The organism is Sphingobacterium cavernae, assembly GCF_008520265.1.
In the GTDB taxonomy this organism is placed as follows: Bacteria; Bacteroidota; Bacteroidia; order Sphingobacteriales; family Sphingobacteriaceae; genus Sphingobacterium; species Sphingobacterium cavernae.
Genome location: NZ_VIQM01000032.1, coordinates 24,938 through 47,091 on the forward strand (window position 1 = coordinate 24,938; position 22,154 = coordinate 47,091).

General features: G+C 35.1%; 23 protein-coding genes and 1 pseudogene. 15 read left to right on the top strand and 9 right to left on the bottom strand.

Translation table 11 applies throughout. The features are described from left to right. The first annotated feature begins 13 nt into the window (after positions 1-13). Positions 14-1,432 (top strand): glycogen synthase, encoded by a 1,419-nt coding sequence (locus FLS47_RS06425; protein ID WP_149913556.1) that lies wholly within the window; start codon positions 14-16, stop codon positions 1,430-1,432. A 2-nt stretch (positions 1,433-1,434) separates the two neighbouring features. Further along, positions 1,435-2,706, top strand: coding sequence for a glucose-1-phosphate adenylyltransferase (locus tag FLS47_RS06430; RefSeq protein WP_149913557.1), 1,272 nt, complete (start codon positions 1,435-1,437; stop codon positions 2,704-2,706). A gap of 60 nt (positions 2,707-2,766) precedes the next feature. Here FLS47_RS06430 and FLS47_RS06435 read toward each other — a convergent pair whose 3' ends face one another. Beyond that, complete coding sequence (locus FLS47_RS06435; RefSeq protein ID WP_223225159.1) at positions 2,767-3,972, bottom strand: pyridoxal phosphate-dependent aminotransferase; 1,206 nt, start codon at positions 3,970-3,972, stop codon at positions 2,767-2,769. Between the two features lie 269 nt (positions 3,973-4,241). Here FLS47_RS06435 and FLS47_RS06440 point away from each other — a divergent pair, with 269 nt between their 5' ends. Then, complete coding sequence (locus FLS47_RS06440) at positions 4,242-4,670, top strand: CBS domain-containing protein (protein ID WP_149913558.1); 429 nt, start codon at positions 4,242-4,244, stop codon at positions 4,668-4,670. A gap of 76 nt (positions 4,671-4,746) precedes the next feature. Beyond that, positions 4,747-5,709, top strand: coding sequence for a bile acid:sodium symporter family protein (locus FLS47_RS06445; protein WP_149913559.1), 963 nt, complete (start codon positions 4,747-4,749; stop codon positions 5,707-5,709). 11 nt (positions 5,710-5,720) lie between these two features. On the opposite strand, the gene FLS47_RS06450 is transcribed toward FLS47_RS06445, so the two are convergent. Further along, positions 5,721-6,584, bottom strand: coding sequence for a PPK2 family polyphosphate kinase (locus FLS47_RS06450; RefSeq protein WP_149913560.1), 864 nt, complete (start codon positions 6,582-6,584; stop codon positions 5,721-5,723). Between the two features lie 190 nt (positions 6,585-6,774). On the opposite strand from FLS47_RS06450, the gene FLS47_RS06455 reads away from it, so the two are divergent. The 5 genes from FLS47_RS06455 (at position 6,775) to FLS47_RS06475 (ending at position 10,547) form a co-directional block, all read left to right on the top strand. Further along, a complete protein-coding gene (locus tag FLS47_RS06455; RefSeq protein ID WP_223225160.1) occupies positions 6,775-7,380 on the top strand; it encodes a hypothetical protein in 606 nt (201 codons plus the stop codon). Beyond that, positions 7,374-8,105, top strand: coding sequence for a DUF3307 domain-containing protein (locus tag FLS47_RS06460; RefSeq protein WP_149913562.1), 732 nt, complete (start codon positions 7,374-7,376; stop codon positions 8,103-8,105). The genes FLS47_RS06455 and FLS47_RS06460 overlap by 7 nt, the downstream gene beginning before the upstream one ends. Before the next feature lie 15 nt (positions 8,106-8,120). Then, positions 8,121-9,251: a serine hydrolase domain-containing protein gene (locus FLS47_RS06465; protein WP_149913563.1), complete on the top strand. Its 1,131-nt coding sequence runs from the start codon at positions 8,121-8,123 to the stop codon at positions 9,249-9,251. 90 nt (positions 9,252-9,341) lie between these two features. Further along, positions 9,342-9,842 (top strand): hypothetical protein, encoded by a 501-nt coding sequence (locus tag FLS47_RS06470; RefSeq protein ID WP_149913564.1) that lies wholly within the window; start codon positions 9,342-9,344, stop codon positions 9,840-9,842. A gap of 66 nt (positions 9,843-9,908) precedes the next feature. Then, positions 9,909-10,547: a YciE/YciF ferroxidase family protein gene (locus FLS47_RS06475; RefSeq protein ID WP_149913565.1), complete on the top strand. Its 639-nt coding sequence runs from the start codon at positions 9,909-9,911 to the stop codon at positions 10,545-10,547. A gap of 149 nt (positions 10,548-10,696) precedes the next feature. Here the strand turns inward: FLS47_RS06475 and FLS47_RS06480 are convergent, their stop codons facing one another. Together FLS47_RS06480 and FLS47_RS06485 are read right to left on the bottom strand one after the other, a co-directional pair. Continuing rightward, positions 10,697-13,243 (bottom strand): DUF5686 and carboxypeptidase-like regulatory domain-containing protein, encoded by a 2,547-nt coding sequence (locus FLS47_RS06480; RefSeq protein ID WP_149913566.1) that lies wholly within the window; start codon positions 13,241-13,243, stop codon positions 10,697-10,699. A gap of 197 nt (positions 13,244-13,440) precedes the next feature. Next, positions 13,441-13,761, bottom strand: a complete 321-nt coding sequence (locus FLS47_RS06485; RefSeq protein WP_317131682.1) for a winged helix-turn-helix transcriptional regulator — start codon at positions 13,759-13,761, stop codon at positions 13,441-13,443. A gap of 178 nt (positions 13,762-13,939) precedes the next feature. Here FLS47_RS06485 and FLS47_RS06490 point away from each other — a divergent pair, with 178 nt between their 5' ends. Further along, positions 13,940-14,257: a DUF4372 domain-containing protein gene (locus tag FLS47_RS06490; RefSeq protein WP_149913567.1), complete on the top strand. Its 318-nt coding sequence runs from the start codon at positions 13,940-13,942 to the stop codon at positions 14,255-14,257. A 16-nt stretch (positions 14,258-14,273) separates the two neighbouring features. On the opposite strand, the gene FLS47_RS06495 is transcribed toward FLS47_RS06490, so the two are convergent. Next, positions 14,274-15,023 (bottom strand): isocitrate lyase/PEP mutase family protein, encoded by a 750-nt coding sequence (locus tag FLS47_RS06495; protein WP_149913568.1) that lies wholly within the window; start codon positions 15,021-15,023, stop codon positions 14,274-14,276. Positions 15,024-15,137: 114 nt separating this feature from the next. Between FLS47_RS06495 and FLS47_RS06500 the strand changes: the two genes are divergently transcribed. From FLS47_RS06500 to FLS47_RS06515, 5 genes and pseudogenes are all read left to right on the top strand, one after another. After that, positions 15,138-16,004 carry a DUF808 domain-containing protein gene (locus FLS47_RS06500; protein WP_149913569.1) on the top strand — a complete coding sequence of 289 codons (867 nt, stop codon included), beginning with the start codon at positions 15,138-15,140 and terminating at the stop codon, positions 16,002-16,004. 22 nt (positions 16,005-16,026) lie between these two features. Continuing rightward, complete coding sequence (locus FLS47_RS18450) at positions 16,027-16,566, top strand: hypothetical protein (protein WP_223225161.1); 540 nt, start codon at positions 16,027-16,029, stop codon at positions 16,564-16,566. A 21-nt stretch (positions 16,567-16,587) separates the two neighbouring features. After that, positions 16,588-17,457 (top strand): annotated as a pseudogene (locus FLS47_RS18455) (glycoside hydrolase family 31 protein); the annotation flags it as partial. Between the two features lie 118 nt (positions 17,458-17,575). Continuing rightward, on the top strand, positions 17,576-18,661 hold the full coding sequence (locus tag FLS47_RS06510; protein ID WP_149913570.1) for an IS4 family transposase: 1,086 nt from the start codon (positions 17,576-17,578) through the stop codon (positions 18,659-18,661). 8 nt (positions 18,662-18,669) lie between these two features. Then, positions 18,670-18,849 carry a hypothetical protein gene (locus FLS47_RS06515; protein WP_149913571.1) on the top strand — a complete coding sequence of 60 codons (180 nt, stop codon included), beginning with the start codon at positions 18,670-18,672 and terminating at the stop codon, positions 18,847-18,849. Positions 18,850-18,897: 48 nt separating this feature from the next. On the opposite strand, the gene FLS47_RS06520 is transcribed toward FLS47_RS06515, so the two are convergent. The 4 genes from FLS47_RS06520 to FLS47_RS06535 form a co-directional block, all read right to left on the bottom strand. Continuing rightward, positions 18,898-19,164: a DUF4342 domain-containing protein gene (locus FLS47_RS06520; RefSeq protein ID WP_149913572.1), complete on the bottom strand. Its 267-nt coding sequence runs from the start codon at positions 19,162-19,164 to the stop codon at positions 18,898-18,900. Between the two features lie 260 nt (positions 19,165-19,424). Further along, entirely contained in the window at positions 19,425-20,372 is a 948-nt protein-coding gene (locus FLS47_RS06525; RefSeq protein ID WP_149913573.1) for an IS110 family RNA-guided transposase, read from the bottom strand. A 266-nt stretch (positions 20,373-20,638) separates the two neighbouring features. Then, the gene (locus tag FLS47_RS06530) at positions 20,639-21,313 is read right to left on the bottom strand and encodes a superoxide dismutase (protein ID WP_149913574.1); all 675 of its coding nucleotides are present in this window, start codon (positions 21,311-21,313) and stop codon (positions 20,639-20,641) included. Between the two features lie 511 nt (positions 21,314-21,824). After that, positions 21,825-22,118: a hypothetical protein gene (locus FLS47_RS06535; protein ID WP_149913575.1), complete on the bottom strand. Its 294-nt coding sequence runs from the start codon at positions 22,116-22,118 to the stop codon at positions 21,825-21,827. Positions 22,119-22,154 lie beyond the last annotated feature (36 nt).

Here is a 22,154-nt window from a genome sequence, read left to right on the forward strand (position 1 = left end):
ACTAATACAAAATATGAAAGTTATTCATTTAAGTGTAGAGTGTTACCCTGTCGCTAAAGTTGGAGGTTTAGCAGATGTGGTAGGCGCTCTACCTAAATACCAGCGCAAGCTTGGTGTTGATTCTAGTGTAGTAATGCCGTGGTTTGAGAAGCCTTACATGCAATCTCATGAATTTGAGGTGGTAGCTGAGGGCGGCTTTTACCAAGGTTCACAATATCTAAATTACACGGTATTTTCACACGAAGAGTCTAATCTAGGGTTTCCATTATATTTAATTAAAGTTCCTGGCTTTTTGGATCGACCTGAAGTTTATGGTTATGGGGATGATAGTGAACAATGGCTGGCATTTCAACATGCATTTTTACACTGGATATTAAATAATAATATTCGTCCAGATGTGATTAATTGCCATGATCACCATGTTGGATTAATACCTTTTTTACTTAAAAATACAAACGATTTTAGAGAGTTAGCTGGTATAAAAACATTATTTACAATTCATAATGGTCAGTACCAAGGTTGGATGAATTGGAATAAAGGAATTTTGTTGCCAAGTTTTGATACCTGGAAGTGGGGCTTACTGGATTGGGGCGGTTCGATTAATCCACTATCATCAGCAATACGTTGTTGTGATGCGTATTCCACTGTTTCAGAGGGATATTTGGGGGAACTTGTTCACGAAGCAAAAGGTTTAGAAAGCTTATTTGTAGATCAGGCGTATAAGGCTCATGGCATTGTAAATGGAATAGATTTAGATCTTTGGAATCCTGCTAAAGATCCATTAATTCCTATCAAGTATACATCGCGAACAGTGAAAAGTGGGAAAAGAAAAAATAAGGAGGCATTTTGTGAGAAAGTTGGATTGCCTTCGGATGGTCTGCTTTTGACTTATATTGGTCGTTTTGCTTATGAAAAGGGTGCAGATATTTTAGCATCAGTTTTGCATAATCATTATTCGCAAAATGAAAATAATTTAACTATATTTATTTTAGGCTCTGGCGATGAGGGGATACAGAAAGATATCGAAATAGCATTTGAAAAATATGCGCCTAAGATTGCGGTATTTTTTGGGTACAATGAAGCATTAGCGCATGAAGCATATGCTGCATCTGATGTTATACTTATGCCATCACGCGTAGAACCATGCGGCCTTAACCAACTATACGCACTAAAATATGGTACTATACCACTCGTTCGTGGCGTCGGTGGACTGAAAGATACAGTCATTGATGTTAGCCAAGAAGATGGATACGGTTTCGTATTTAACGATTTTTCAGTGGAAAGTATCGATAGCACGATTAAGCGTGCCTTGGCATATTCTGCTAAAGAAAAAGATTGGTCGGTTATCACGCGAAAAGCAATGGCTCTAGATTTTTCATGGGACAAATCAGCACAAAAATACATAGATTTATATAACCAGTTACTCAAATAATTATGTCACACAAAGTTGTATCCATAGTACTAGGAGGAGGTCGAGGAACTCGCCTTTATCCATTGACCGATCAGCGTTCAAAGCCAGCAGTACCAATTGCAGGTAAGTATCGTTTGGTCGATATTCCAATTTCAAACTGTCTAAATTCAGGTTATAACAAAATATTTGTTTTAACGCAGTATAACTCAGCGTCACTGAATAAACACATTAAAAATACATACAATTTTAGTGTGTTCAGTAAAGGCTTCATCGATATCTTAGCTGCTGAGCAAACCAATGAAGGAGATAGATGGTTTGAAGGTACAGCAGATGCCGTACGTCGTACCCAAAAGAATCTTGTAAATGTTGATTACGACTATGTGTTGATTCTTTCTGGTGATCAATTGTATCAGATGGATTATGCAGCGATGGTGGATTTCCATGTTAAAAATGGTGGCGAAATCACTATCGGAACAATTCCAGTGGAGGGTAAAGAGGCTACAGGTTTTGGTATCTTAAAATCAAATGAGAATGGAGATGTGACATCTTTCATTGAAAAACCTTCGGCTGATTTATTGCCAGACTGGACTTCTGAAGTGCCAGAAAATCTTGCTAGACAGGGGAGAAATTTTCTTGCCTCCATGGGTATCTATGTTTTTTCAAAAGGGGTTTTATCTCGTTTGTTGGCAGAGAATCCAGGTATGGATTTTGGTAAAGAGATTATTCCTGAGGCTATCGGTAAAAGTAAGGTGTTAAGTTATCCATTTGATAGCTATTGGACAGATATCGGTACTATTGCTTCTTTCTTCGAAGCAAATATCAGTTTGACCGATAATATTCCATTATTCAATCTTTTCGGAGAGCCTGTTTTTACGCGTCCACGTATGTTGCCACCTTCTAAAGTTTCCGGATCAACATTGAATAATGCATTACTTGCTGACGGCTGTATCATCTTGAGTGATAAAGTTGAGCAATCCGTAATTGGGGTGCGCTCTCGAATAGGAAGAGGAACGGTTATTAAACGTACTTATATGATGGGTTCGGATTATTATGAAGATCTAAGTACTGTGGTAGAAAAGACGAATTCGCAACAGCCACCTCCAATCGGAGTAGGTGAACGTTGTTATATCGAAAATGCGATTTTGGATAAAAATTGTAGAATCGGAAATGATGTGCGTATAGTTGGAGGAGTGCACCTTGGAGATGAAGATTCTGAACATTATACCATATGCGATGGAATAGTCGTTGTAAAGAAAAATGCTGTAATTCCGAACGGTACAGTTATTGGCCGCTAAAAAATATAAGGCTTCAATTTTAAATTGAAGCCTTATATTTTTTATATCAAACTTAAACAATTACGCTAATTTACCTAAAGCTTCTTTCATTCTTCTTAAAGCTTCCTTCAAATTTTCATCTGAAGCTGCGTAAGACAAACGAATGTAATTATTGTTACCAAATGAATCACCACCTACAGTAGCAATATGTCCAAAATTCAATAGGTATAATGCTAAATCTGAAGAATCTTTTATTACATTTCCTTCTGGATCTTTTTTACCAAAGAAAGAACTAATTTCTGGGAAGAAGTAGAATGCACCTTCTGGTAAGTTCGTTTTTACACCTGGAATATCATTTAATAATTCATAAACCAGTTGACGGCGACGTGTGAAGGCTTCTTTCATTTCGTATACCGAATCCAAACCTTGCTCGTAAGCAACTATACCAGCACGCTGTGCGATAGAGCATGTACCAGAAGTAGTTTGTCCTTGAAGCTTATCGTTAGCTGCAGCGATTTCTTTGTTTGCAGCAATATAACCTAATCTCCAGCCTGTCATCGCAAATGCTTTTGAGAAACCATTGATAATAATTACACGATCTTTTACGCTTTCGAATTGAGCGATAGATTCGTGCTTATCTACGAAATTGATATGCTCATAGATTTCGTCAGAGATAATGAAAATATTAGGGTGTTTTTCAAATACTTTTACCAAAGCAGCCAATTCTTCTTTACTGTAAACCGATCCTGTAGGGTTACAAGGTGAAGAGAACATAAAGACTTTTGATTTTGGCGTAATAGCCGCTTCTAATTGCTCCGGCGTAATTTTGAAGTTGCTTTCAATATCTGTATCTATAAATACCGATTTACCTTCAGCCAAATTTACCATTTCAGAGTATGAAACCCAGTATGGCGTTGGGATGATCACCTCATCCCCTGGATTTACCAACGTAAGGATTACATTTGATAAAGACTGTTTAGCACCAGTAGAAACCACGATTTGTGAAATATCGTAATCAAGGCCGTTTTCGTTTTTCAATTTGTTCACGACAGCTTGACGTAAGTCAGGGTAGCCTGGTACTGGAGAATAACGTGTGAAATTATCGTCTAATGCTTTTTTAGCCGCTTCTTTTACGTGATCAGGTGTATTAAAATCCGGTTCCCCAACACTTAGGCTTATTACATTAATGCCTTTTGCTGCTAATTCACGACCCAATTTGGTCATTTTCAATGTTGCCGATTCTGAAAGGCTATTGATTCTATTTGATAAATATGATGCTGTACTCATGGTGATACAAATATAATTATATAAAAACATTTTGAAGTTAATTTTAAGAATATTTTAATAAAATGGATTGAAGAATGTAAAATTTATATTTACATGTGGGCTACTTCTATGATTGTGAATTTTTCTATTTTATTCTAAGTAAAATATTGAATGTTAATGTATTTATTATCGCTATGATTTCTTATCTTTAGTCAAGTACATGTGATGCTACATTATATATTTGGGAATAGCCTTATTCTACATATCAATTAACTAATTAATACAAGATTATGAAAACTGTAAAACATATTCTTCAATCAAAGTCAGTAGCTATTTTTGCTGTGTCTCGTGATACCTCTGTATTGGAAGCTCTGCAAATTATGATGGAAAAAAATATCAGTGCTTTATTAATTATTGAAGATGAAAAGCTTTTGGGAATTTTCACGGAGAGAGATTATGCACGTAAAGTGGTATTGCATGGAAAGTCTTCAAAAGATACGACAATTCAAGAGATTATGACTTCTTCTCCAAGAACAATTAGTCTCAATGATTCGATAGAAAGTTGTATGGTTTTGATGACAGAAAATCATTTCAGGCATTTGCCGGTTGTAGAAGATGAAAAAGTAATTGGTATGTTGTCCATTGGTGATTTGGTGAAATTTATTATTGAAGATCAAAAACAAACTATAGATCATTTGCAAAGCTATATACACAGTTAGAAACGTTTTCTTTTGTGGAATGAAATACGCTTTTATAATTTTTCTTGCAAGGTAATATGCACTATATTTGGTTTGTATGAAAATAGACCTCTTTATAGTATATCTTGTATTTAGCATCATAATTGCATATTTTCTTCCATATTTAGCCATATACCAAGATGGGTTTGTCTTGGATACAATTACTTCTATCGGAGTATCCTTAATTTTCTTTTTTTATGGATTGAAGTTAAGTTTTGGTCAGATAAAATCGGGCTTGAAGAATTGGAGGCTTCATGTTGTGGTTCAGTTAGCGACTTTCATAATCTTTCCTTTAATTGTTTTATTATTTAGACCTTTTATTGGAGAGTTTATTTCTGAAAATACTTGGATCGGATTTTTCTTTTTGGCGGCTTTGCCTTCAACCGTATCTTCTTCTGTTGTAATGGTTTCTGTAGCTAAAGGCAATATACCGGCGGCGATTTTCAATGCGAGTATTTCTGGACTTATTGGGGTGGTTATTACTCCGTTGTGGATGAGTTTATTTTTGGATTTTACAACAGAAAATGTATTGTTGGATGTATATCGAGGATTGATGTTAGAAATAATTCTTCCTGTTATTGTGGGACTTTTTCTTCAAAAATATTGGGGATTTTGGGCATCTAGACACAGTAAGAAACTGTCCTCTTTTGACAAGACTGTCATTTTGTTGATTGTGTATAGTAGCTTCGCGCATTCGTTTGAAAATGGAATTTTTTCTACGCTTAGCAATCAATATTTACTTCAAATGTTTGTTGCAGTGGTTTTGCTTTTTGTATTGATATATGGTTTGTTGTATTTTCTCTGTAAATATGTATTGAAGTTTAATGAGTCTGATCAAATTACGACATTATTTTGTGGGTCAAAGAAATCATTGACCCACGGCAGTGTATTTGGTAAGTTCATCTTTATGAATAATCCGTATGCTGGTTTATATTTCTTACCCCTAATGATATATCATGCATTTCAGATTTTTATTATCACATTCATCGCGCAACGTTATCACAAGAAGCGCGTAGAATAATTCTACAACTCTTATACTTCATTTTCTAATTCATCTCGATAACTTGCGATATGTTTTTCAATGTCATCTGGCAACTCGGGGTAACTAATGTCTTTATATTTTTTTAGTTCTTCCAATATTGTTTTAGCTACTAAATAGCGTGCTACTTTTTTATCGTCAGCTGGAATTATATGCCAAGGTGCATACGTCGTAGATGTGTTTTTGATAGCATCTTCATAACAATCCATATACTTATCCCATAATTTTCGCTCCGCAAGATCTCCTGGCGAGAATTTCCAATTATGATCTTCTTCTTCCAATCGACGAAGCAATCTTTCCTTTTGCTCCTCTTTGCTTAAATTTAAATAGAACTTTAGAATTATAGTTCCATTTTGGCTAATATGCTTTTCAAACGCTTTTATTTGATTAAAACGATCTTTCCAAAATGAGGACTTTAAATCTTTGCTGTCGCTGACTTTTGGTAAATTTTCATTTTGCAAATATTCGGGGTGCACGCGAGTAACTAATACATTTTCATAATGTGTGCGGTTGAAAACACCGAATTTGCCACGTTCGGGCAAGGCCACATAATGCCGCCACAAATAATCATGTTGCAATTCTTTGCTGGTCGGTGTTTTGAAACTATGAACGACTACACCTCTTGCATTAAAGTCTTTGAAAACTTCACGTATCAGCGAATCTTTTCCGGAAGTATCCATTCCTTGAAGGCAGATGAGCACACTGTACTTGTTGTGTGCATACATTGTATCTTGGATTTTGGCAATTTCTTTTCGTAACTCTTTGAGTTCTTTTTTCGCCTTATCCGAATCGATATCATCAATTTTGGTTGGATAATGCTTTAGCCTGAAATTTTTATCAGCTTTAAAATTTTTCATTCTTCTCGTGTTGTGTTTATAATTTCTTGAACTGCTATCTTGTCAAGTTAGTTATTTCTTTAGACAATTAATCATCCAATATGTTTTGATTATCACCGATATTAATGATAAATATAAATATCATTGATATTAATGATATTTGCGAATATCACTTTATTTAGCGATATTTATGGTTGTTAAAGAAAATGTTATGGCAAAGATATATGCAATCTTGACAGGAGATGTGGTTGGTTCACGTAAAGCAGACATACAAAAATGGTTGCCTGTTTTAGAAGAGAGTCTGCAACATTATTCAAATAATTTTGATATTTTTAGAGGAGATAGTTTCCAAGTCGCGGTTTCTATAGAGCAGTGTATAGAGGCTATTTTTTTGATAAAGGCAACTATGCGTTCAATAGAACCTTTAGATGTGCGGATAGGTTTGGGGCTAGGAGAGATAAGCTATTGGGATGAACATATCAAAAATTCGGCCGGCGATGCGTTGGTCAGATCGGGTGAAGCATTTGATGATTTGGACAAAAACTTAATTAATGTCAGATCGCCTTGGCGAGAATGGGATGAACCGACAAATATAATGTTGCAATTGGCCACTGAACTAGCTAATCGCTGGACGCAAAATATGGCACAAACTGTAGCCGCACAGATTAGAAATCCTGATGCAAACCAAAGTGAGCTTGCTAATATATTGAAAAGAAAATACCAGAGTCAAATTAGCACGGAATTGGGAAATGCGAATTGGCAAAAAATAAAAGTCACGATTGATTATTGTACCAAAGAATTGATTAAAAGATGTTAGTCGTATTTCTAAAATTACTATTTGCGCACATATTGGGAGATTTTGTATTTCAGACAAAAACTATGGTCAGTAAGCGCAAAGAAAATGTAGCTTATTTATTTTTGCACGTCCTCATCCATGCCATTCTGCTATTGTTGTTATTTTATACCGACCTAAAAAACTACTGGATATCAATCGCATTTATTACGTTTTCGCATTTAGCTATTGACAGTCTGAAAATTGGGTTAGAAAGTAAATTTGCGAATAAATCACTGTTGTTTTTTTGTGTAGATCAATTGTTGCATGTTGCGGTATTAGGAGCTGTGGTATTATATAATTTTGGAATTCCTGCTACATTGGATTTAGATCTTATTTTTACCACAAGCGTTCTGCTCTACGCTATAGCACTATTACTAATTACAGTAGTGAGTCCAATTTTTCTACGCTTATTTTTCTCTAAATGGGATAAAGAGTTTGAATTTCAAACCAAACGCAAAGAAAGTTTGTTGCATGCAGGATTATTAATCGGCATAATAGAACGCCTAATAATCGTATTATTCATACAAGTAGGATTCTTATCAGGAATTGGATTTTTGCTAGCAGCCAAATCAATTTTCAGGTTTGGTGATTTAGCAAACGCAAAAGACACTAAATTTACGGAGTATATCTTGTTGGGGACATTGGCAAGTTTTGTAATTGCTATTGTAATTGGATATGCGCTTCGTTTGACATTAAAATTCACCTAAATACTATCTATTAAAATGAAAAACATTATTTGTTGTTGTTTGACTATTCTTGTGAGTAATACAATGCTATTTGGTCAAAGTCTGAAAACTGAAGTCCAAAAAATCGCTGATCAATATAAAGCGGTCGGGGTCGCTTATGTGGTTGTAAAGGATGGTAAAATAATCGAGAAAAATGCAATAGGGTATAGTTCGGTGGAGAATAATACTCCATTACATGCGGATAAGAATATCTTTCGTATTGCTTCTATTTCAAAGTCTTTCACTGCTACGGCATTGATGCAAATAGTAGAAAAAAAGAAAATTTCTTTGGATGATGATTTTGGTGATTTGGTCGGATTTCCTGTGCGTAATCCAAAATTTCCGGATACCAAAATTACGTTACGTATGGTATTATCGCATACGTCAAGCATCAACGATGCAAATGGTTATTTTGAGTTGGATGTGATTAACCCTACTAAAAATCCAGATTACCACAAAAGCTATAATTCTTACGCTCCTGGAACTGATTACCAATATTGTAATTTGAACTTCAACATGGCTGGAGCAGTGTTGGAAAGGTTAACCAATGTTCGGTTTGATACCTACATTCGCCAGCAGATATTAGATCCATTGGGGTTATACGGCGGGTATTGCATCGATTCACTGGATAATGCTCGATTTGCTTCTTTATATTCTTACGATAATAAGAATGAAACATTTGTACTACAACCTTTGGCTTACAATCCGCGAAGTGAGGAAGTGCGCAATTACAAAATAGGGGAGAGTACACCTATTTTTTCTCCAACAGGAGGAATGAAAATTTCCGCTGTAGATTTAGCGAAATACATGACTATGCACATGAATTACGGGAAGTTTGGTAAAGTTAAAATCTTAAGTAAAAAATCAGCTAAAATAATGCAAACCAAAATCTCGGATAAAGAAGGTTATGGTTTAGCATTGTTAGAAACAACAAAATTAATATCAGGACAACATTTAGTTGGACACACGGGCTCAGCTTATGGCTTGTATAGTTCGATGTTTTTTAACCCGAAAGAGAAATATGGAATAGTAGTTATTACGAATGGGTGTGTGCCGACATATAAAGACGGCAATGTTGCATTGACAGCAGAAATCACTAATATTCTATACCAAAGGTTAATAAAATAATTAAAAGAAAATAATTTAATTGTAGTATCCTCAAAATTGGCTTATTTTTTGTAAATATTGAAATGTAAAAAATTATAAAGAGTATAAATTATGGGTAAATTTTTTGTAACTCTGGTTATGTTTTTGATGCTAAGCACGGCGGATGCACAAACTATAAATCTCCAGGACGTACGTAAAGACTTTAATAAAGGTGTTAAAGATGAAAACCTTTGTAAAAAGCATTTACAAAAGTTAAAAGCCCATTCCAAAACACCTTTAGAAAAAGGCTATGAAGCGGCTTTCAATATGTTCATGGCAAAGCATACCGCTAATCCATTTAAAAAAATGAGTTATTTTAAAGATGGTAGAAAACTCCTGGAAAGCCAAATAAAAATCGACCCTAACAATACAGAACTTCGCTTTATTCGTCTATGCATTCAATATCATATACCTGACTTTTTGGGGTACAAAGACAATATTGAGCAGGATAAGGATTATTTAGTTTCAAACCTGCATAAATTGAAAGATGAAGCAACAAAGGATATAATCTACAAATACCTAAAAGGTGCCAATATGTATAATTCGGAAGAATTGAGTTTATTAGCGCGTTAATCTAAAGGAAAACATTATATCTATTTTTTTGTTGTAAAGCTATTATACACACTAATATATCTAATTATGGCGACCACAAAAGATAAAAAAGGTACAACAGCGAAAAACAAACCTGCAGATTCAAAAAAATCTAGTAATAAAAAATCTACAACTAAGAAAAATGATACAGCTCCTAAAAGCAAATCTGCAGATTCAAGTAAAGTTACAGCCAAGAAAGGGGCTGCGAAGGATTTACAAGACTTATTTGAAGATGGATTAAAAGACATTTATTGGGCTGAAAAAGCGTTGAAAAAGGAACTTCCTAAAATGGAAAAAAACGCAAGTTCAAAAGAACTTAAAAATGCTATAGCAAGCCATTTGACGGAGACAGAAGAGCAAATTAAAAGGTTGGAATCGGTTTTCAAATCTCTAGGCAAAAAAGCCCAAGCAGAAAAGTGTGATGCGATGGCGGGATTGTTGGATGAAGGAAAGGGTATAATCGAAGAAACCGAAATAGGCGCCGTACGTGACGCAGGAATCATCGCTGCTGCACAAAAAGTCGAACATTATGAAATTGCTACATACGGCACGCTAGCTGCTTTTGCGAAAGTTTTAGGTCATAAAGAGGCTTTAAAATTATTATTAGAAACGTTGAAAGAAGAAAAGAAATGTGATAAAACACTGACTGGACTGGCTGATACGAATTTGAATTCTAAGGCAGAATAAGGGTTTTTATCTTAACTATTATTAAATGGAATATTCAGGAGTGAATATTCCATTTTTATTTTAAATAAAAAGTGCGAAGTCGAAGCTTCGCACTTTCAGCTTTATGCCCCTCAATTGAGAGCATCTAGCTAACTATTTAAAACATTAAACTAAAAATCTACTTTAATTCTGGCGCGAATTCCTGAATTAGAAACATTCGGATGGTCGCGGTAGTTGAGGCGTTGCACATAATCTACGCGTAAAACTTTGAAAATATTCGCCAGACCCACACTTGCCTCCATGTATGGTTTGTTTCCAAATGTGAAAGAAGATATTTCATCGTCAGAATTGCGTTGCCAAGCAAACAAATCTTTGTTAATACTTGGGTTATTTTCGTCACGCAAACCGCCGTAAATTCCTTTGAAACTAAATACTTCGCGTAGTTGTAATTTTTTGATGAGTGGTAATTTGTTTAAAATAAAGCCATTCATATAATATTGCACATTTAGTGCGGCGTGATGGTCAGAAATAAATTCCATAAAATTCATCAAATTATACGATTGCAATTGATAAGCGTATGTTTGATTTGCGCGGTGTAATGTTAACAATGGATACGGAATTTTATCACCTAAAACATAAGTTCCGTCTAAATTCACATCCGCGTAGCCAAATTGTGATAAGTAAACACGCTTGAAGGCTCCAGCCGTCAAATTATGGTAATTGTATTCTCCTTCCAAAAAACCTTTAATGCCCGCTGTATAGTTAAAGGTGAAAATTGGGTACTTATTGTAAATAGGTGTGCGATACAATTTACCTTGGTAAAATTGCTCCTTTGGCGCCCATCTAAATCCAATAGAAGCTTCAGTAGTATTTAATTGATGTATCGTAGTAGGGTCTCCAACCTCTGGAATAATTTGATAACGAATAACTCCTGCTGGATTTTGTTTCCACTTTGTTAAGCCCGCATTGATTGAGAAATTGTTCTGAAATTCAGCCTTGTACTCCAATTTATAGATGTCATTGTACAAATAACTTCTGTTTTCACCACGTTTGAAAGAAAGTAACACATTATCCTCTTGAATAAATTCTAGGTTTTGACCAGGAATTTTTGTGTCATGTTGGTAAGAAGCACGAATGTAATGCTGTGGAAATTTATACACAGACTTATTGTTTAGAGAATAAGTTCCACTCAAAAAATACTTCCATTTTTTGTCTTCTAAACCGTATGCAGCATATGCTTCTGAGAAAAATCGAGTGCTCAACTGTTCTGTAGTGCGCCCACCGATTCGTAGACGTAAGCCTTCAATAGGATTGTAACTGTAAAAAGTATTTACTGGACCTATTTCTACTGGGCCTGCTTGTTTGTATCCAGAAAGAACTAAAGCAGCCACGTCCATAAATCTTCTGAAAGAAGGCATTGTTTGCAGTGAATCGATATTCTGATAAATGGAAATCTCTTGCTTTGACAAAGGGGCTTGACGCAAACCCGACCAATATTGCCTTTGATTAGGCATTGTAGGCTTAGCAATGACTTTTTCTACTTCTGCACCTGCGTATAATGAATCGGGTCTAGATTTTCCATTGACATAGTCCTTATAAAAAACTTCCCGATTTCCTTGAATTCCAGTTCCTTTACCAGTCAATGCAAAATCAATCCCAAGTGCACTTCTGCTTAGGTAATACTTATTGATATTATCCTTCTCAAAAGACAATTCAATATTCAAATCACGGACAAAATTAAGATTAATATCTTCATTAACTTTCATCTTAGCACTTTGAACCGCATATTGACCATCTAAGGTCACATACAATTTTCCTTGAAAAAGGAAGTCCGTCTTGCTACGCGGAAAGAAACTCAATTCCACGAGAAAGGGTGTAGTAGTTTTTATGGTGTCCGTGATATAAAATCGGTAGAATGTAGGGGCACTATTTGCAATTGGACTAAGGAATTGATTCGTCAATAAGGTGATATTATTGTCATAGATATCAACTTTATCATACAGCTTGTTGAAATAGTTAGACAAACCTTCGTTATCTATAAATTTTGGATCAAATTCTGCCTTTTGCTCCGCAATAATATATTTTTTTGTTTTCTTTGGGTCGTTTCTATAATAAACTTTTGAAACTTTCTCTTCCATAAATGCTGGAAGAACATACGTAGAAGTGGAGTCTGATTGTTTTTGAAATAAAAATTGATAATTTTTAAAGGCTTTTCTTCCTACAAATTTTGGGGATAGATTGCTAAGACCAAGTGAAATTTTTTCATATTGTTCGAATTCCACAAAGTCTTGCCCCATTAATCTATTTTGATCACGATTAGCAATCACTTTTCTAATTAACTCAACTGCAGGATTGTTTTTATTGGAATATTTAAGTTTTGGACGTTTTATAACCACTTCAGCGATTTGATTTTCGGAAGATAATTCTATATTAAAATTACTCTTACCTGAAGATAAATCTAAATCCTGTGAAGGATACCCTACGTAAGACACTCGTACATTAACATTTCGATTTGGAATAGAAAATTCAAAATTACCCAATTCATCCGTTTTGGTAGCATGCGTACTCCCGACAATAGCAATGGTTGCAAATTCGATAGGTTCTTTGGTATCCTTATCACTGACATTACCTTTGATAACAAATGATTGTGCAACCGAAATTAGGCTAAATGATATCCCTAAAATTAATAATATAGTTCTTTGTATGTAATAGCTCATGACTTATCTGAATCAAAACTTTTGACTTTTTGTGTAATTTGTTCAAAAATTCTGATACAAAGAAAACACTTATTTTGAATATCAAGAAAGCGTTAAATTCAGTTTGACTTTTTGATGATAAAAGTCTAAAAACTATACATTTTAATTACAAATATAGCATAGATGAGTATTTCATTTAGAAAAGGACTCTATTGATTCTATACAAAATGACTTTTTATTTTATCGTTATTTTCTGCTGTTTGTTTACCCCAATCTGCTATGGATTGCAAAATCGGAATTAATGTTTTGCCAAATTCGGTCAATTCATATTCCACTTTCAGTGGCGGCTTTGAGGTGTAAACTGTTCGCTTTATTAAACCATCTTCTTCCATTTCCTTGAGCTGCAGACTTAATGTTCGTTCTGTGATAACCCGACATTCTTTTCGTAGCTCACTATACCTTTTTTTTCGAATAAATGGATGAGTATTACTGCTTTTTACTTGCCACCTATGTATTTCATTGTCAAGCTTGTATGGTATGGGTAGGTCTTGTTGTCTATACTATACATCTGTAACTATCATTTTGTTCTTTTATTGCAAATATATCAAACTATTTTTAGTATTGTTTTTCAGTACCGTCCTAAATAATTGGAAAAATGGCGGTGGATTTATATATCAAGGATTGCTATATTTAATTCGCTAAAATTACTCAACCGCCATGGTAAATATAAACGTATTTTCTCAGATTTTAGGGCTTGTAGATCGCAATATTTTTAACAAATTGGTTCAACAATATCAGTCCGACAAACATCACAAAGGGATCAATAGTTGGACACACTTTGTGAGTATGCTTTTCTGCCATTTATCCTCTGCTGATTCCGTTCGTGATATTTCTAATGGTCTGGGTAGTACTACAGGTAACATGAGTCATATGGGTATCTCTAGTACGCCGAGCAAATCCAATCTATCCTACATAAACAAACATCGAGATCATGGCCTATTCCGTGATAATATAAAAAAGCACCATTTTTTATAATAGTGCTTTCTACAAATTACTTTGGTAATTTCGGATTGTTTATAAATTCTTGAAAGATTTTCGTGTTTTGTTTGATTAGCCATTCGTAGATTTTCGCACCATGACTCAATCTTTTAACACCCAATTCATTAAGTCTTTCTATAGATGGAAGGTTATCTGTTAAAAAAACATTGAGTGGTATAGATGTCTGCTTCAAGAAGGTCTCAATATCATCAACTGATTCTATCAGTGGGACAAAGCTTCCATCTGCGCCAGCTTGCGTGTAGCTATTTATACGTTTAATAGATTCTTCAAGTGCTGTAGCGTGTTTCGTTGTGTATGTGTCAGTACGCGCATTGATAAATATATTCTTTGTTAATGATTTTATAGCCTCGATTTTTTGCTTATGCACCTCTGCATCTCCCAATATACGTTTCCCATCTTTAACTTGCCCATCTTCAAGGTTTATCCCAACAACTCCAATATCCACTAATCTTTTAACATTTTTAGCTACCTCATCCGGATTATCCGAATAGCCCGATTCAAAATCCACAGATATTGGAATATTAACTGCTTTTACTATACGCTCGACTACGAACAAGATCTCATCAACTGTTATTTGTTCTCCATCTTCGTATCCCATAGCATTGGCAATAGCGTGGCTTGAGCTGCCCAATGCTTTAAAACCAGCTTCTTGGGCAATTTTTGCAGACTGTGCGTCCCATACATTTCCTAAAATCAGTAACTCAGATTCGTGGTGTAATTTCTTAAAGTTTGTATATGTCATATCTAATTCCGTTTAGTAAAGAACATACGACAGTTATAAAATGTTTTTTCTTTTACTTGCGCTGTGTTTTCGCCAAAATTTATATTTTTACCACCTAAACTTAAAAAAACATAAATGGCTTCAGGGATTTTCGCAGTGTTAGATGACATTGCCGCATTAATGGATGACGTAGCAGTTGCAAGTAAGATAGCTACGCGTAAAACAGCAGGGATATTGGGGGATGATCTTGCTGTAAATGCAGAGAAAGCAACTGGATTTCTCTCTTCAAGAGAAATACCTGTTCTTTGGGCAATTACGAAAGGTTCCTTTATTAATAAAGTAATTATTATTCCAGTAGTTTTTCTATTACAAGTCTTTTTTCCAATAGCTATTAAAGTAATTCTGATTATCGGTGGATTGTATTTGGCATATGAAGGGGTAGAAAAAATTGTGGAATTTATTTTTCATCGTAAAAAAAGGGGAGCGGAAGTCATAGTGGAATCAGTCCAATCCAATGAAGACTTGGAGAAATCTAAAGTAAAATCTGCAATTACGACAGACTTTATCTTATCTGTAGAAATTGTGATTATAGCTTTAGCTACAGTTCTGGATCGTCCATTATCTGTTCAGATAATGACTGTATCTGTGGTTGCGTTATTAGCAACGGTGGGTGTATATGGTATTGTTGCACTGATTGTTCGTATGGATGATGCAGGATATAAATTAATTAAGCGTACTCGCAATGAAGGTTTTTTGGCTGCTCTTGGAAGGCTATTGGTGAGATCTCTTCCAGTAGTGATCAAAATTCTTTCTGTTGTTGGGACTATTGCTTTGTTGATGGTTGCGGGGGGCATTTTTGTACATAATATAGATTATTTTCATCATATATTACCAACTTGGAACAGCACTTTGAAAGAAATGTTGATTGGATTTGGTATGGGCTTAATTGTAGTTGTCATCATTACATTAGTAAAGAAAATGTACTATGCTGTAAAAAAATAAACCAACTAAACTATAAACAATTATGAGAATTAAATTAATATTAAGTCTATTCGTCTTACTAGCTGGTATTCATTTGGCTTATTCACAGAAACCCTATACTGTGGAACTATCTATTGGGCAAGATGAATACTTGTGGGGTGGCGTAGTAGCACAGGGCGCGAGTATGCCTTATTTAAAAGCCGCCAAGGAATATGATTTGGCAAGGGAAAATTCCAATAATCAAGTCGTGCCTTTGTTTGTGTCGAACAGGGGAAGATATATTTGGAGTGATACACCATTTAAATTTTCTGTAACTACAGAAAAAATTGTGTCAAAATCTGATTTCGAAGAATTAAAAATCCAACAAGAAGGTAATACCTTAAAGTCGGCTTACTTAGCAGCTAGTGCAAAATATTTTCCTGCATCAGGAGTTCTTCCAGCAGAAGAATTTTTTACAAAACCACAATATAATACATGGATAGAGTTGATGTATAACCAAAATCAAGATGATATCCTAAAATATACGAAAGATATTTTGGACAACAACTTTCCGACTGGAGTCTTGATGATTGACGATAACTAGCAACGCTATTACGGAAATTTTGATTTTAGAGCTGAAAGATTTCCAGATCCAAAAGGTATGGTTCAAAAGCTCCATTCTCAAGGTTTCAAAGTGATGTTGTGGATATGTCCTTTTTTAAGTCCTGATAGTCCTGGATATCGTGAATTAGCCCAAAAAGGTTATTTAATAAAGAAGAAAGGCAAGGATGAGCCTGCAATTCTAAATTGGTGGAATGGTCAATCAGCATGTTATGATTTGACAAATCCAGCTGCTTTTAATCATTTCGTTACCATTTTGAAAAAAATGCAAGCAGATTATGGAATCGACGGATTCAAATTTGATGCTGGTGATAATGCATTTTATGATGAGAATTTGCTGGACAGTTATGATAAGAATGCACTATCAGTTGATCATACATTGGCTTGGGCTAGATTGGGGTTAGAGTTTCCATTTAATGAATATAGAGCGGGATGGAAAATGGGGGGACAGCCCCTTGTACAACGTTTGGGGGATAAAACGTATTCGTGGAATTCGGTTCGTACCTTAATCCCCGATATGATTGCAACTGGATTGTTGGGGTATGCATACACTTGCCCTGATATGATTGGTGGAGGAGAGTTTACGACATTTTTGAACAAAAAAGCAGAGGATTTCGACCAATCTTTAATTGTACGTTCAGCTCAGGTGCATGCATTGATGCCAATGATGCAATACTCTGTAGCTCCATGGCGTATTCTAAATAGTGAGAATCTAGAATTAGTACGTCAATGTGCATTATTGCATGAAAAATTTGGCGATTACATACTAGAAGCGGGAAAACAATCTTCTAAAACTGGCGAACCGATCCTAAGGCATATGGAATATTCTTTTCCTGCTGAAGGTTTTGCTACAGTTACTGATCAATTCATGTGAGGTGAAAAATTTTAGCACATGACAAAAAATATAACCACCTAATTATCAGGTAATTATTTCGTAATAAATTTGGATAAAAGACTGATATTCAGCATGTTAAGTAATTATTTTCAACGTAATGTCCTTAAACACGAATGCCAGTCAGTGCGATAAATGTACGGATTTATTAACCGTATTTACACCCCATCTAAGTAAGGATCTCAATCTTTCCAGGATCCGCCTGGTCTGTCTTTTTATAACTGCTCTATGCAAAGTTAAGTCAGTAAACTATTCCAAATTGTCTGCAGGATTTGATTCTCCATCCGCTGCCAGCAGTTGTTTTAGGAGAATCCCGCGCTTCATGGCGCAAGTGGATCTGCCAATGCGACTTATCAGTACACTTATATTCAATCTTTTACAAAACAATAACCCCGTTATTCTAGTCATGTATAGGACAAACTGGAAATTTGGACAGCAAAACATCAATATACTCATGTTGGGTATCAGTTATAAGTCTGTTGCCATTCCAATCATGTTTAAGATGCTGGACAAGCGAGGGAACTCTAATTCACAGGAACGAATTACATTGGTCCAGAATTTCATCGATTGGTTTGGACTGGATTCTATTGACTGTATATTAGCTGATCGTGAATTTATCGGAGAGAAATGGTTAGGATTCTTAAATGAACATAGCATCCGGTATCATATCAGAATCCGGAATAACTTTAAGGTGTTCTTGCCTAGAAAACAAAAAGAAATAACGGTATGGCACTTGTTTAACAACCTTAATAGTAGGAAATTCAGACATTACCAGCATATTGTAGAAATGCACGGTCAATTATGTTACCTATCAGCTACTAAAACTGTGATCGATGGAAAAGTTGAATTTTTAATACTGGTATCATTCAATAAACCACAGCAGGCACTGGAATATTATAGGCGGCGTTGGAATATCGAGACACTATTCAAATTTATGAAATCTAGCGGGTTCAATATAGAAGATACCCATGTCACTGACTTGGAGGGCCTTGAAAAATTGTTCATGCTTACGATGATAGCATGCCTGTGGTGCTACAAAGTTGGTGATTATATTCATGACCAGATTCGACCCATTAAAATCAAGAAACATCAAAGAAAAGCCGTGTCAATATTCAAATACGGCCTTGATTATATTGCAGAGTGTTTATTATCCGGATTCAATGAATTATACATCAGTCTATTATAGTTTTTGTCATGTACTTAGGTGAAAAATATTTAGTAGCTCCAGTTGTGGATAATAAATTAGAGCGAGAAGTTAAATTACCTAAAGGATACAAGTGGAAAGATGACTTGGGCAAAATTTATAAAGGTGGAAAAACATATAGATTGGATGTTCCCTTAACTCGATTACCTTATTTCGAAAGAATTAAATAGATAATTTCTATTAAAATTTGAACCGGATTACACTGAAATCCGGTTTTTTTATGGATTTAATAATTTAGTATCTTTTGTGATATCTCTTTCTATCGAAATATTAATTTTAAAAACTAATCCCAAAATAATACCTGCAATTAAAGTAAAAGGAAGTATTATCGCTACAATAATCACGAGTAGGAGTGGAAGATTAACAATATTATTTCCTGATTTTGATGTAGCTACAAATCTCGAATTATTGATGTTTGAAAATAGACCTTTGATCATGTTATTGATTGTGCCTCCGTTGATTGAAAATATTCTTTTAGTTGCCATAATGTTCTTTGTTTAAAATTTATATTCAAAGATAGCAGCTGACAATATGGAAAGGGATAGGGAATAGGCGTACAAAGAATAAATGTCGGCGAGATTGGTGAATTTTTCGGTGAAGTGTTACCAAAAAGAAATCGTCATTTCAATTGAATGGGTAAGGTGGAATTTCTAAATTTTAGATTTTTCACTTCACGCTGTTTCGTTCGAAATGAACTGTATTTAAATCCAAATAAAATTTAAAATTTTTCCAAATAATATTTTGTTCAGATAAGCTGTACCGTGTACGACTTGACTGATTTTGCTATAGCGAAGGCTTGCTTGATCAGCTTGTTTACAGCTGCTATCAGAGCTACCTTATAAGGTTTCCCTTTAGCCATCAGTCTTTCGTATAATTCTTTACAAGCCTTATTGCAACGTATTGCAGAAGTAGCAGCCATATACAACACTTTTCTCATTTGCCCCATTCCCATTTTGCAGATATGGCCTTTTCCTTTCACACTTGTGCCCGATTCATATATCCTTGGTGCCAGTCCGAAATAAGATATCACCTGCTTATAGTTCTCGAACATCCCAAAGCCATCCGTGGCGATAATGAGCATGGAGGTACTCCTTGGTCCTATGCCTGGTATGCTCTTGAGGTTAGCGGCCATTTCTGCATAGTTTTGCTGTATCAATTCTGCAATCTGGTGCTCTTTATTCTTAATTCTTTTATCATGGCTTTCCACTTCCTCCTTTATTTCATTGTATAATAGCTCATCTATTGTGCCTGCTGCCTCAAATGCATGCAACTGGTTGGATAACATCTGCCGTCGTTGTTTTAATCCTTCAAGGTAGCTCTCTAGGTTGCGGATAGCCTGGATTTCCACAGTGGGCGGTTCCCATAACTTTGGTACAGTCATTTTTGCAAACTCTGCTATGACCATAGCATCTTTCTGATTTGTCTTTGCCCGGGACATTCGCATCTGTGCAAACCGGCGTATGACCAAGGGGTTTGCGACCGAAACGAGTATTCCCGAATGATGTACAAATCTTGCCAGCTGGAAATAATAAGGTCCTGTGGCTTCCATCGCTAAATGGGTATCCAAAATATGCGGAAGCATATCTATAAAGCCTTTTATGTCGTTTGTAAACCTGCTTTTGAAACCTACTTTACCTTCTTTTAATACTACAATGTCAAAATAATCCTTTGAACAATCGATACCTGTTACCATATTTGTATTGAATAGTGGATCACAGCAGTTCTTATCGTGACTTATCAATCGTAAAAACAGGCTCTACAGGCCTAATGAACTGTCCAAGTTCGCAATAAGAATGAGAGAGAGGGACTAACATTTCGAAGGGTCTCTTTGACCAAGGACAAGTAAAAGTCTTAATCCCTCTCTCTGCTGGATCTGTTAACCAAACAAAATTAAATTCTGATAGATCATTTCCAACTAATTACTTACAAACTTACGATGACGATAATATATTTGTAATATTATTTCTTTAAAGCTTTTTCGTAGCGTGCTGAAACTTCATCCCAATTGATGATGTTCCAAATCGAAGTTAAATAATCAGCACGTTTGTTTTGGTAGCGCAAATAATAAGCATGCTCCCACACATCAAGCCCTAAAATAGGGGTGCCTTTTTCTTCCACGACATCCATCAATGGATTGTCTTGATTTGCTGTCGAAGAAACGAATAATTTACCAGATTTGTCTACGGACAGCCAAGACCATCCCGAACCGAAACGAGCAGCTCCAGCAGCATTGATTTTTTCTTTTAAAGCATCTACTGATCCAAAAGTTTCGTTTATCGCTTTTTCTAATTTTGCAGATGGCTTTGTTCCAACTTTAGGGGTTAATATAGACCAGAATAATTCGTGGTTGTAGTGACCACCGCCATTATTACGCACTGCTGCAGATTGTTTGCTAATCGAACCAAGGATTGACTCAATACTTTCTTTTTCGGTTGGAGTTCCTGCGATAGCTTTATTTAAGTTTGTTGTATACGCTGCCGCATGTTTGCCGTAGTGAATTTCCATTGTTTGTGCATCAATCGCACCTTCTAATGCATTGAATGCGTACGGAAGTGGTGTCTGTTTGAATTGCGCAAATGTAGCTTGTGAAGCAAATATCGCTGAAGCCAAGAAAGCTGATTTCAATATATTCATAGTATTTGTTTTTGTTTTAAATATAAGCTTTGTTGGTATTCAATACAAATCGTCGTGGTTTTATTACAATTATTTTAACAAATAGAAGCTTAGAACGGTAAAAAACTTATTTCAGCGTGTTTTATTCCGGGTATTATTTTTAATTTATTTAGTAATATTTTTGAATCAATATCATCCAGATTTAAGGTTTCAACCACAAAATGCTCTGCACAGGTAAAAAGAAATTTGTGCATAACCCTTTCTTTTTCAAGTAATTGTGCCGCAGGTAATTTAACTTGATCAATTGAATTTGAATATAAAAAGAAGTAAATTGATTGAGTGTTAGTTTCTTCAAAGTTATTAGGAGGGAGGTTTCTGTTGAAAAAAGAAAAATCATTTAATTTATTTAATATAATTTCTAATGCATCTCTATTCTTTTCTGGTAAGCTCTTAATTTCTGCAATTTGTTTAACAGCATCGTAAATTGGATTGCTAATATTTTGAATATCTTCATTTTATTCAATACATTTTTTTATAGCTTTTGATAATTCAGGTTTAAATTTATCAACACCATGCATATATCACTATAAAATAATGTTCGTTGGTCTATGATATCAAAAGGCAGTTTAGTACCATGTTCGGTAACTGTAATCACTCTCTTTTCAAAAGAGTGACGAATACCTAATTCATACATTACATTTGGATTTACACTTGTCAAATTGGCAATAACCAGTTCACAGTTTACAATTTTTTCGATAATCTGCTTATTTATTGAGCCTGTGCTATCTAATATGATGCGCGGGGAGAGGTTCGAATCCGTGTTCATTAAGTACTGGCTTCAAAACTGAATTAATCAGACCTT

Bases quoted from the DNA above. Each gene is read 5' to 3' on its own strand.
- FLS47_RS06465 (WP_149913563.1), top strand. From the start codon at position 8,121: ATGAAAAACATTATTTGTTGTTGTTTGACTATTCTTGTGAGTAATACA.
- FLS47_RS06490 (WP_149913567.1), top strand. From the start codon at position 13,940: ATGGTAAATATAAACGTATTTTCTCAGATTTTAGGGCTTGTAGATCGC.
- FLS47_RS06495 (WP_149913568.1), bottom strand. From the start codon at position 15,023: ATGACATATACAAACTTTAAGAAATTACACCACGAATCTGAGTTACTG.
- FLS47_RS18450 (WP_223225161.1), top strand. From the start codon at position 16,027: ATGAGAATTAAATTAATATTAAGTCTATTCGTCTTACTAGCTGGTATT.
- FLS47_RS06470 (WP_149913564.1), top strand. From the start codon at position 9,342: ATGGGTAAATTTTTTGTAACTCTGGTTATGTTTTTGATGCTAAGCACG.
- FLS47_RS06515 (WP_149913571.1), top strand. From the start codon at position 18,670: ATGTACTTAGGTGAAAAATATTTAGTAGCTCCAGTTGTGGATAATAAA.
- FLS47_RS06450 (WP_149913560.1), bottom strand. From the start codon at position 6,584: ATGAAAAATTTTAAAGCTGATAAAAATTTCAGGCTAAAGCATTATCCA.
- FLS47_RS06460 (WP_149913562.1), top strand. From the start codon at position 7,374: ATGTTAGTCGTATTTCTAAAATTACTATTTGCGCACATATTGGGAGAT.
- FLS47_RS06475 (WP_149913565.1), top strand. From the start codon at position 9,909: ATGGCGACCACAAAAGATAAAAAAGGTACAACAGCGAAAAACAAACCT.
- FLS47_RS06435 (WP_223225159.1), bottom strand. From the start codon at position 3,972: ATGAGTACAGCATCATATTTATCAAATAGAATCAATAGCCTTTCAGAA.
- FLS47_RS06500 (WP_149913569.1), top strand. From the start codon at position 15,138: ATGGCTTCAGGGATTTTCGCAGTGTTAGATGACATTGCCGCATTAATG.
- FLS47_RS06425 (WP_149913556.1), top strand. From the start codon at position 14: ATGAAAGTTATTCATTTAAGTGTAGAGTGTTACCCTGTCGCTAAAGTT.
- FLS47_RS06440 (WP_149913558.1), top strand. From the start codon at position 4,242: ATGAAAACTGTAAAACATATTCTTCAATCAAAGTCAGTAGCTATTTTT.
- FLS47_RS06510 (WP_149913570.1), top strand. From the start codon at position 17,576: ATGTCCTTAAACACGAATGCCAGTCAGTGCGATAAATGTACGGATTTA.
- FLS47_RS06430 (WP_149913557.1), top strand. From the start codon at position 1,435: ATGTCACACAAAGTTGTATCCATAGTACTAGGAGGAGGTCGAGGAACT.
- FLS47_RS06525 (WP_149913573.1), bottom strand. From the start codon at position 20,372: ATGGTAACAGGTATCGATTGTTCAAAGGATTATTTTGACATTGTAGTA.
- FLS47_RS06535 (WP_149913575.1), bottom strand. From the start codon at position 22,118: ATGAACACGGATTCGAACCTCTCCCCGCGCATCATATTAGATAGCACA.
- FLS47_RS06480 (WP_149913566.1), bottom strand. From the start codon at position 13,243: ATGAGCTATTACATACAAAGAACTATATTATTAATTTTAGGGATATCA.
- FLS47_RS06445 (WP_149913559.1), top strand. From the start codon at position 4,747: ATGAAAATAGACCTCTTTATAGTATATCTTGTATTTAGCATCATAATT.
- FLS47_RS06455 (WP_223225160.1), top strand. From the start codon at position 6,775: ATGGCAAAGATATATGCAATCTTGACAGGAGATGTGGTTGGTTCACGT.
- FLS47_RS06520 (WP_149913572.1), bottom strand. From the start codon at position 19,164: ATGGCAACTAAAAGAATATTTTCAATCAACGGAGGCACAATCAATAAC.
- FLS47_RS06530 (WP_149913574.1), bottom strand. From the start codon at position 21,313: ATGAATATATTGAAATCAGCTTTCTTGGCTTCAGCGATATTTGCTTCA.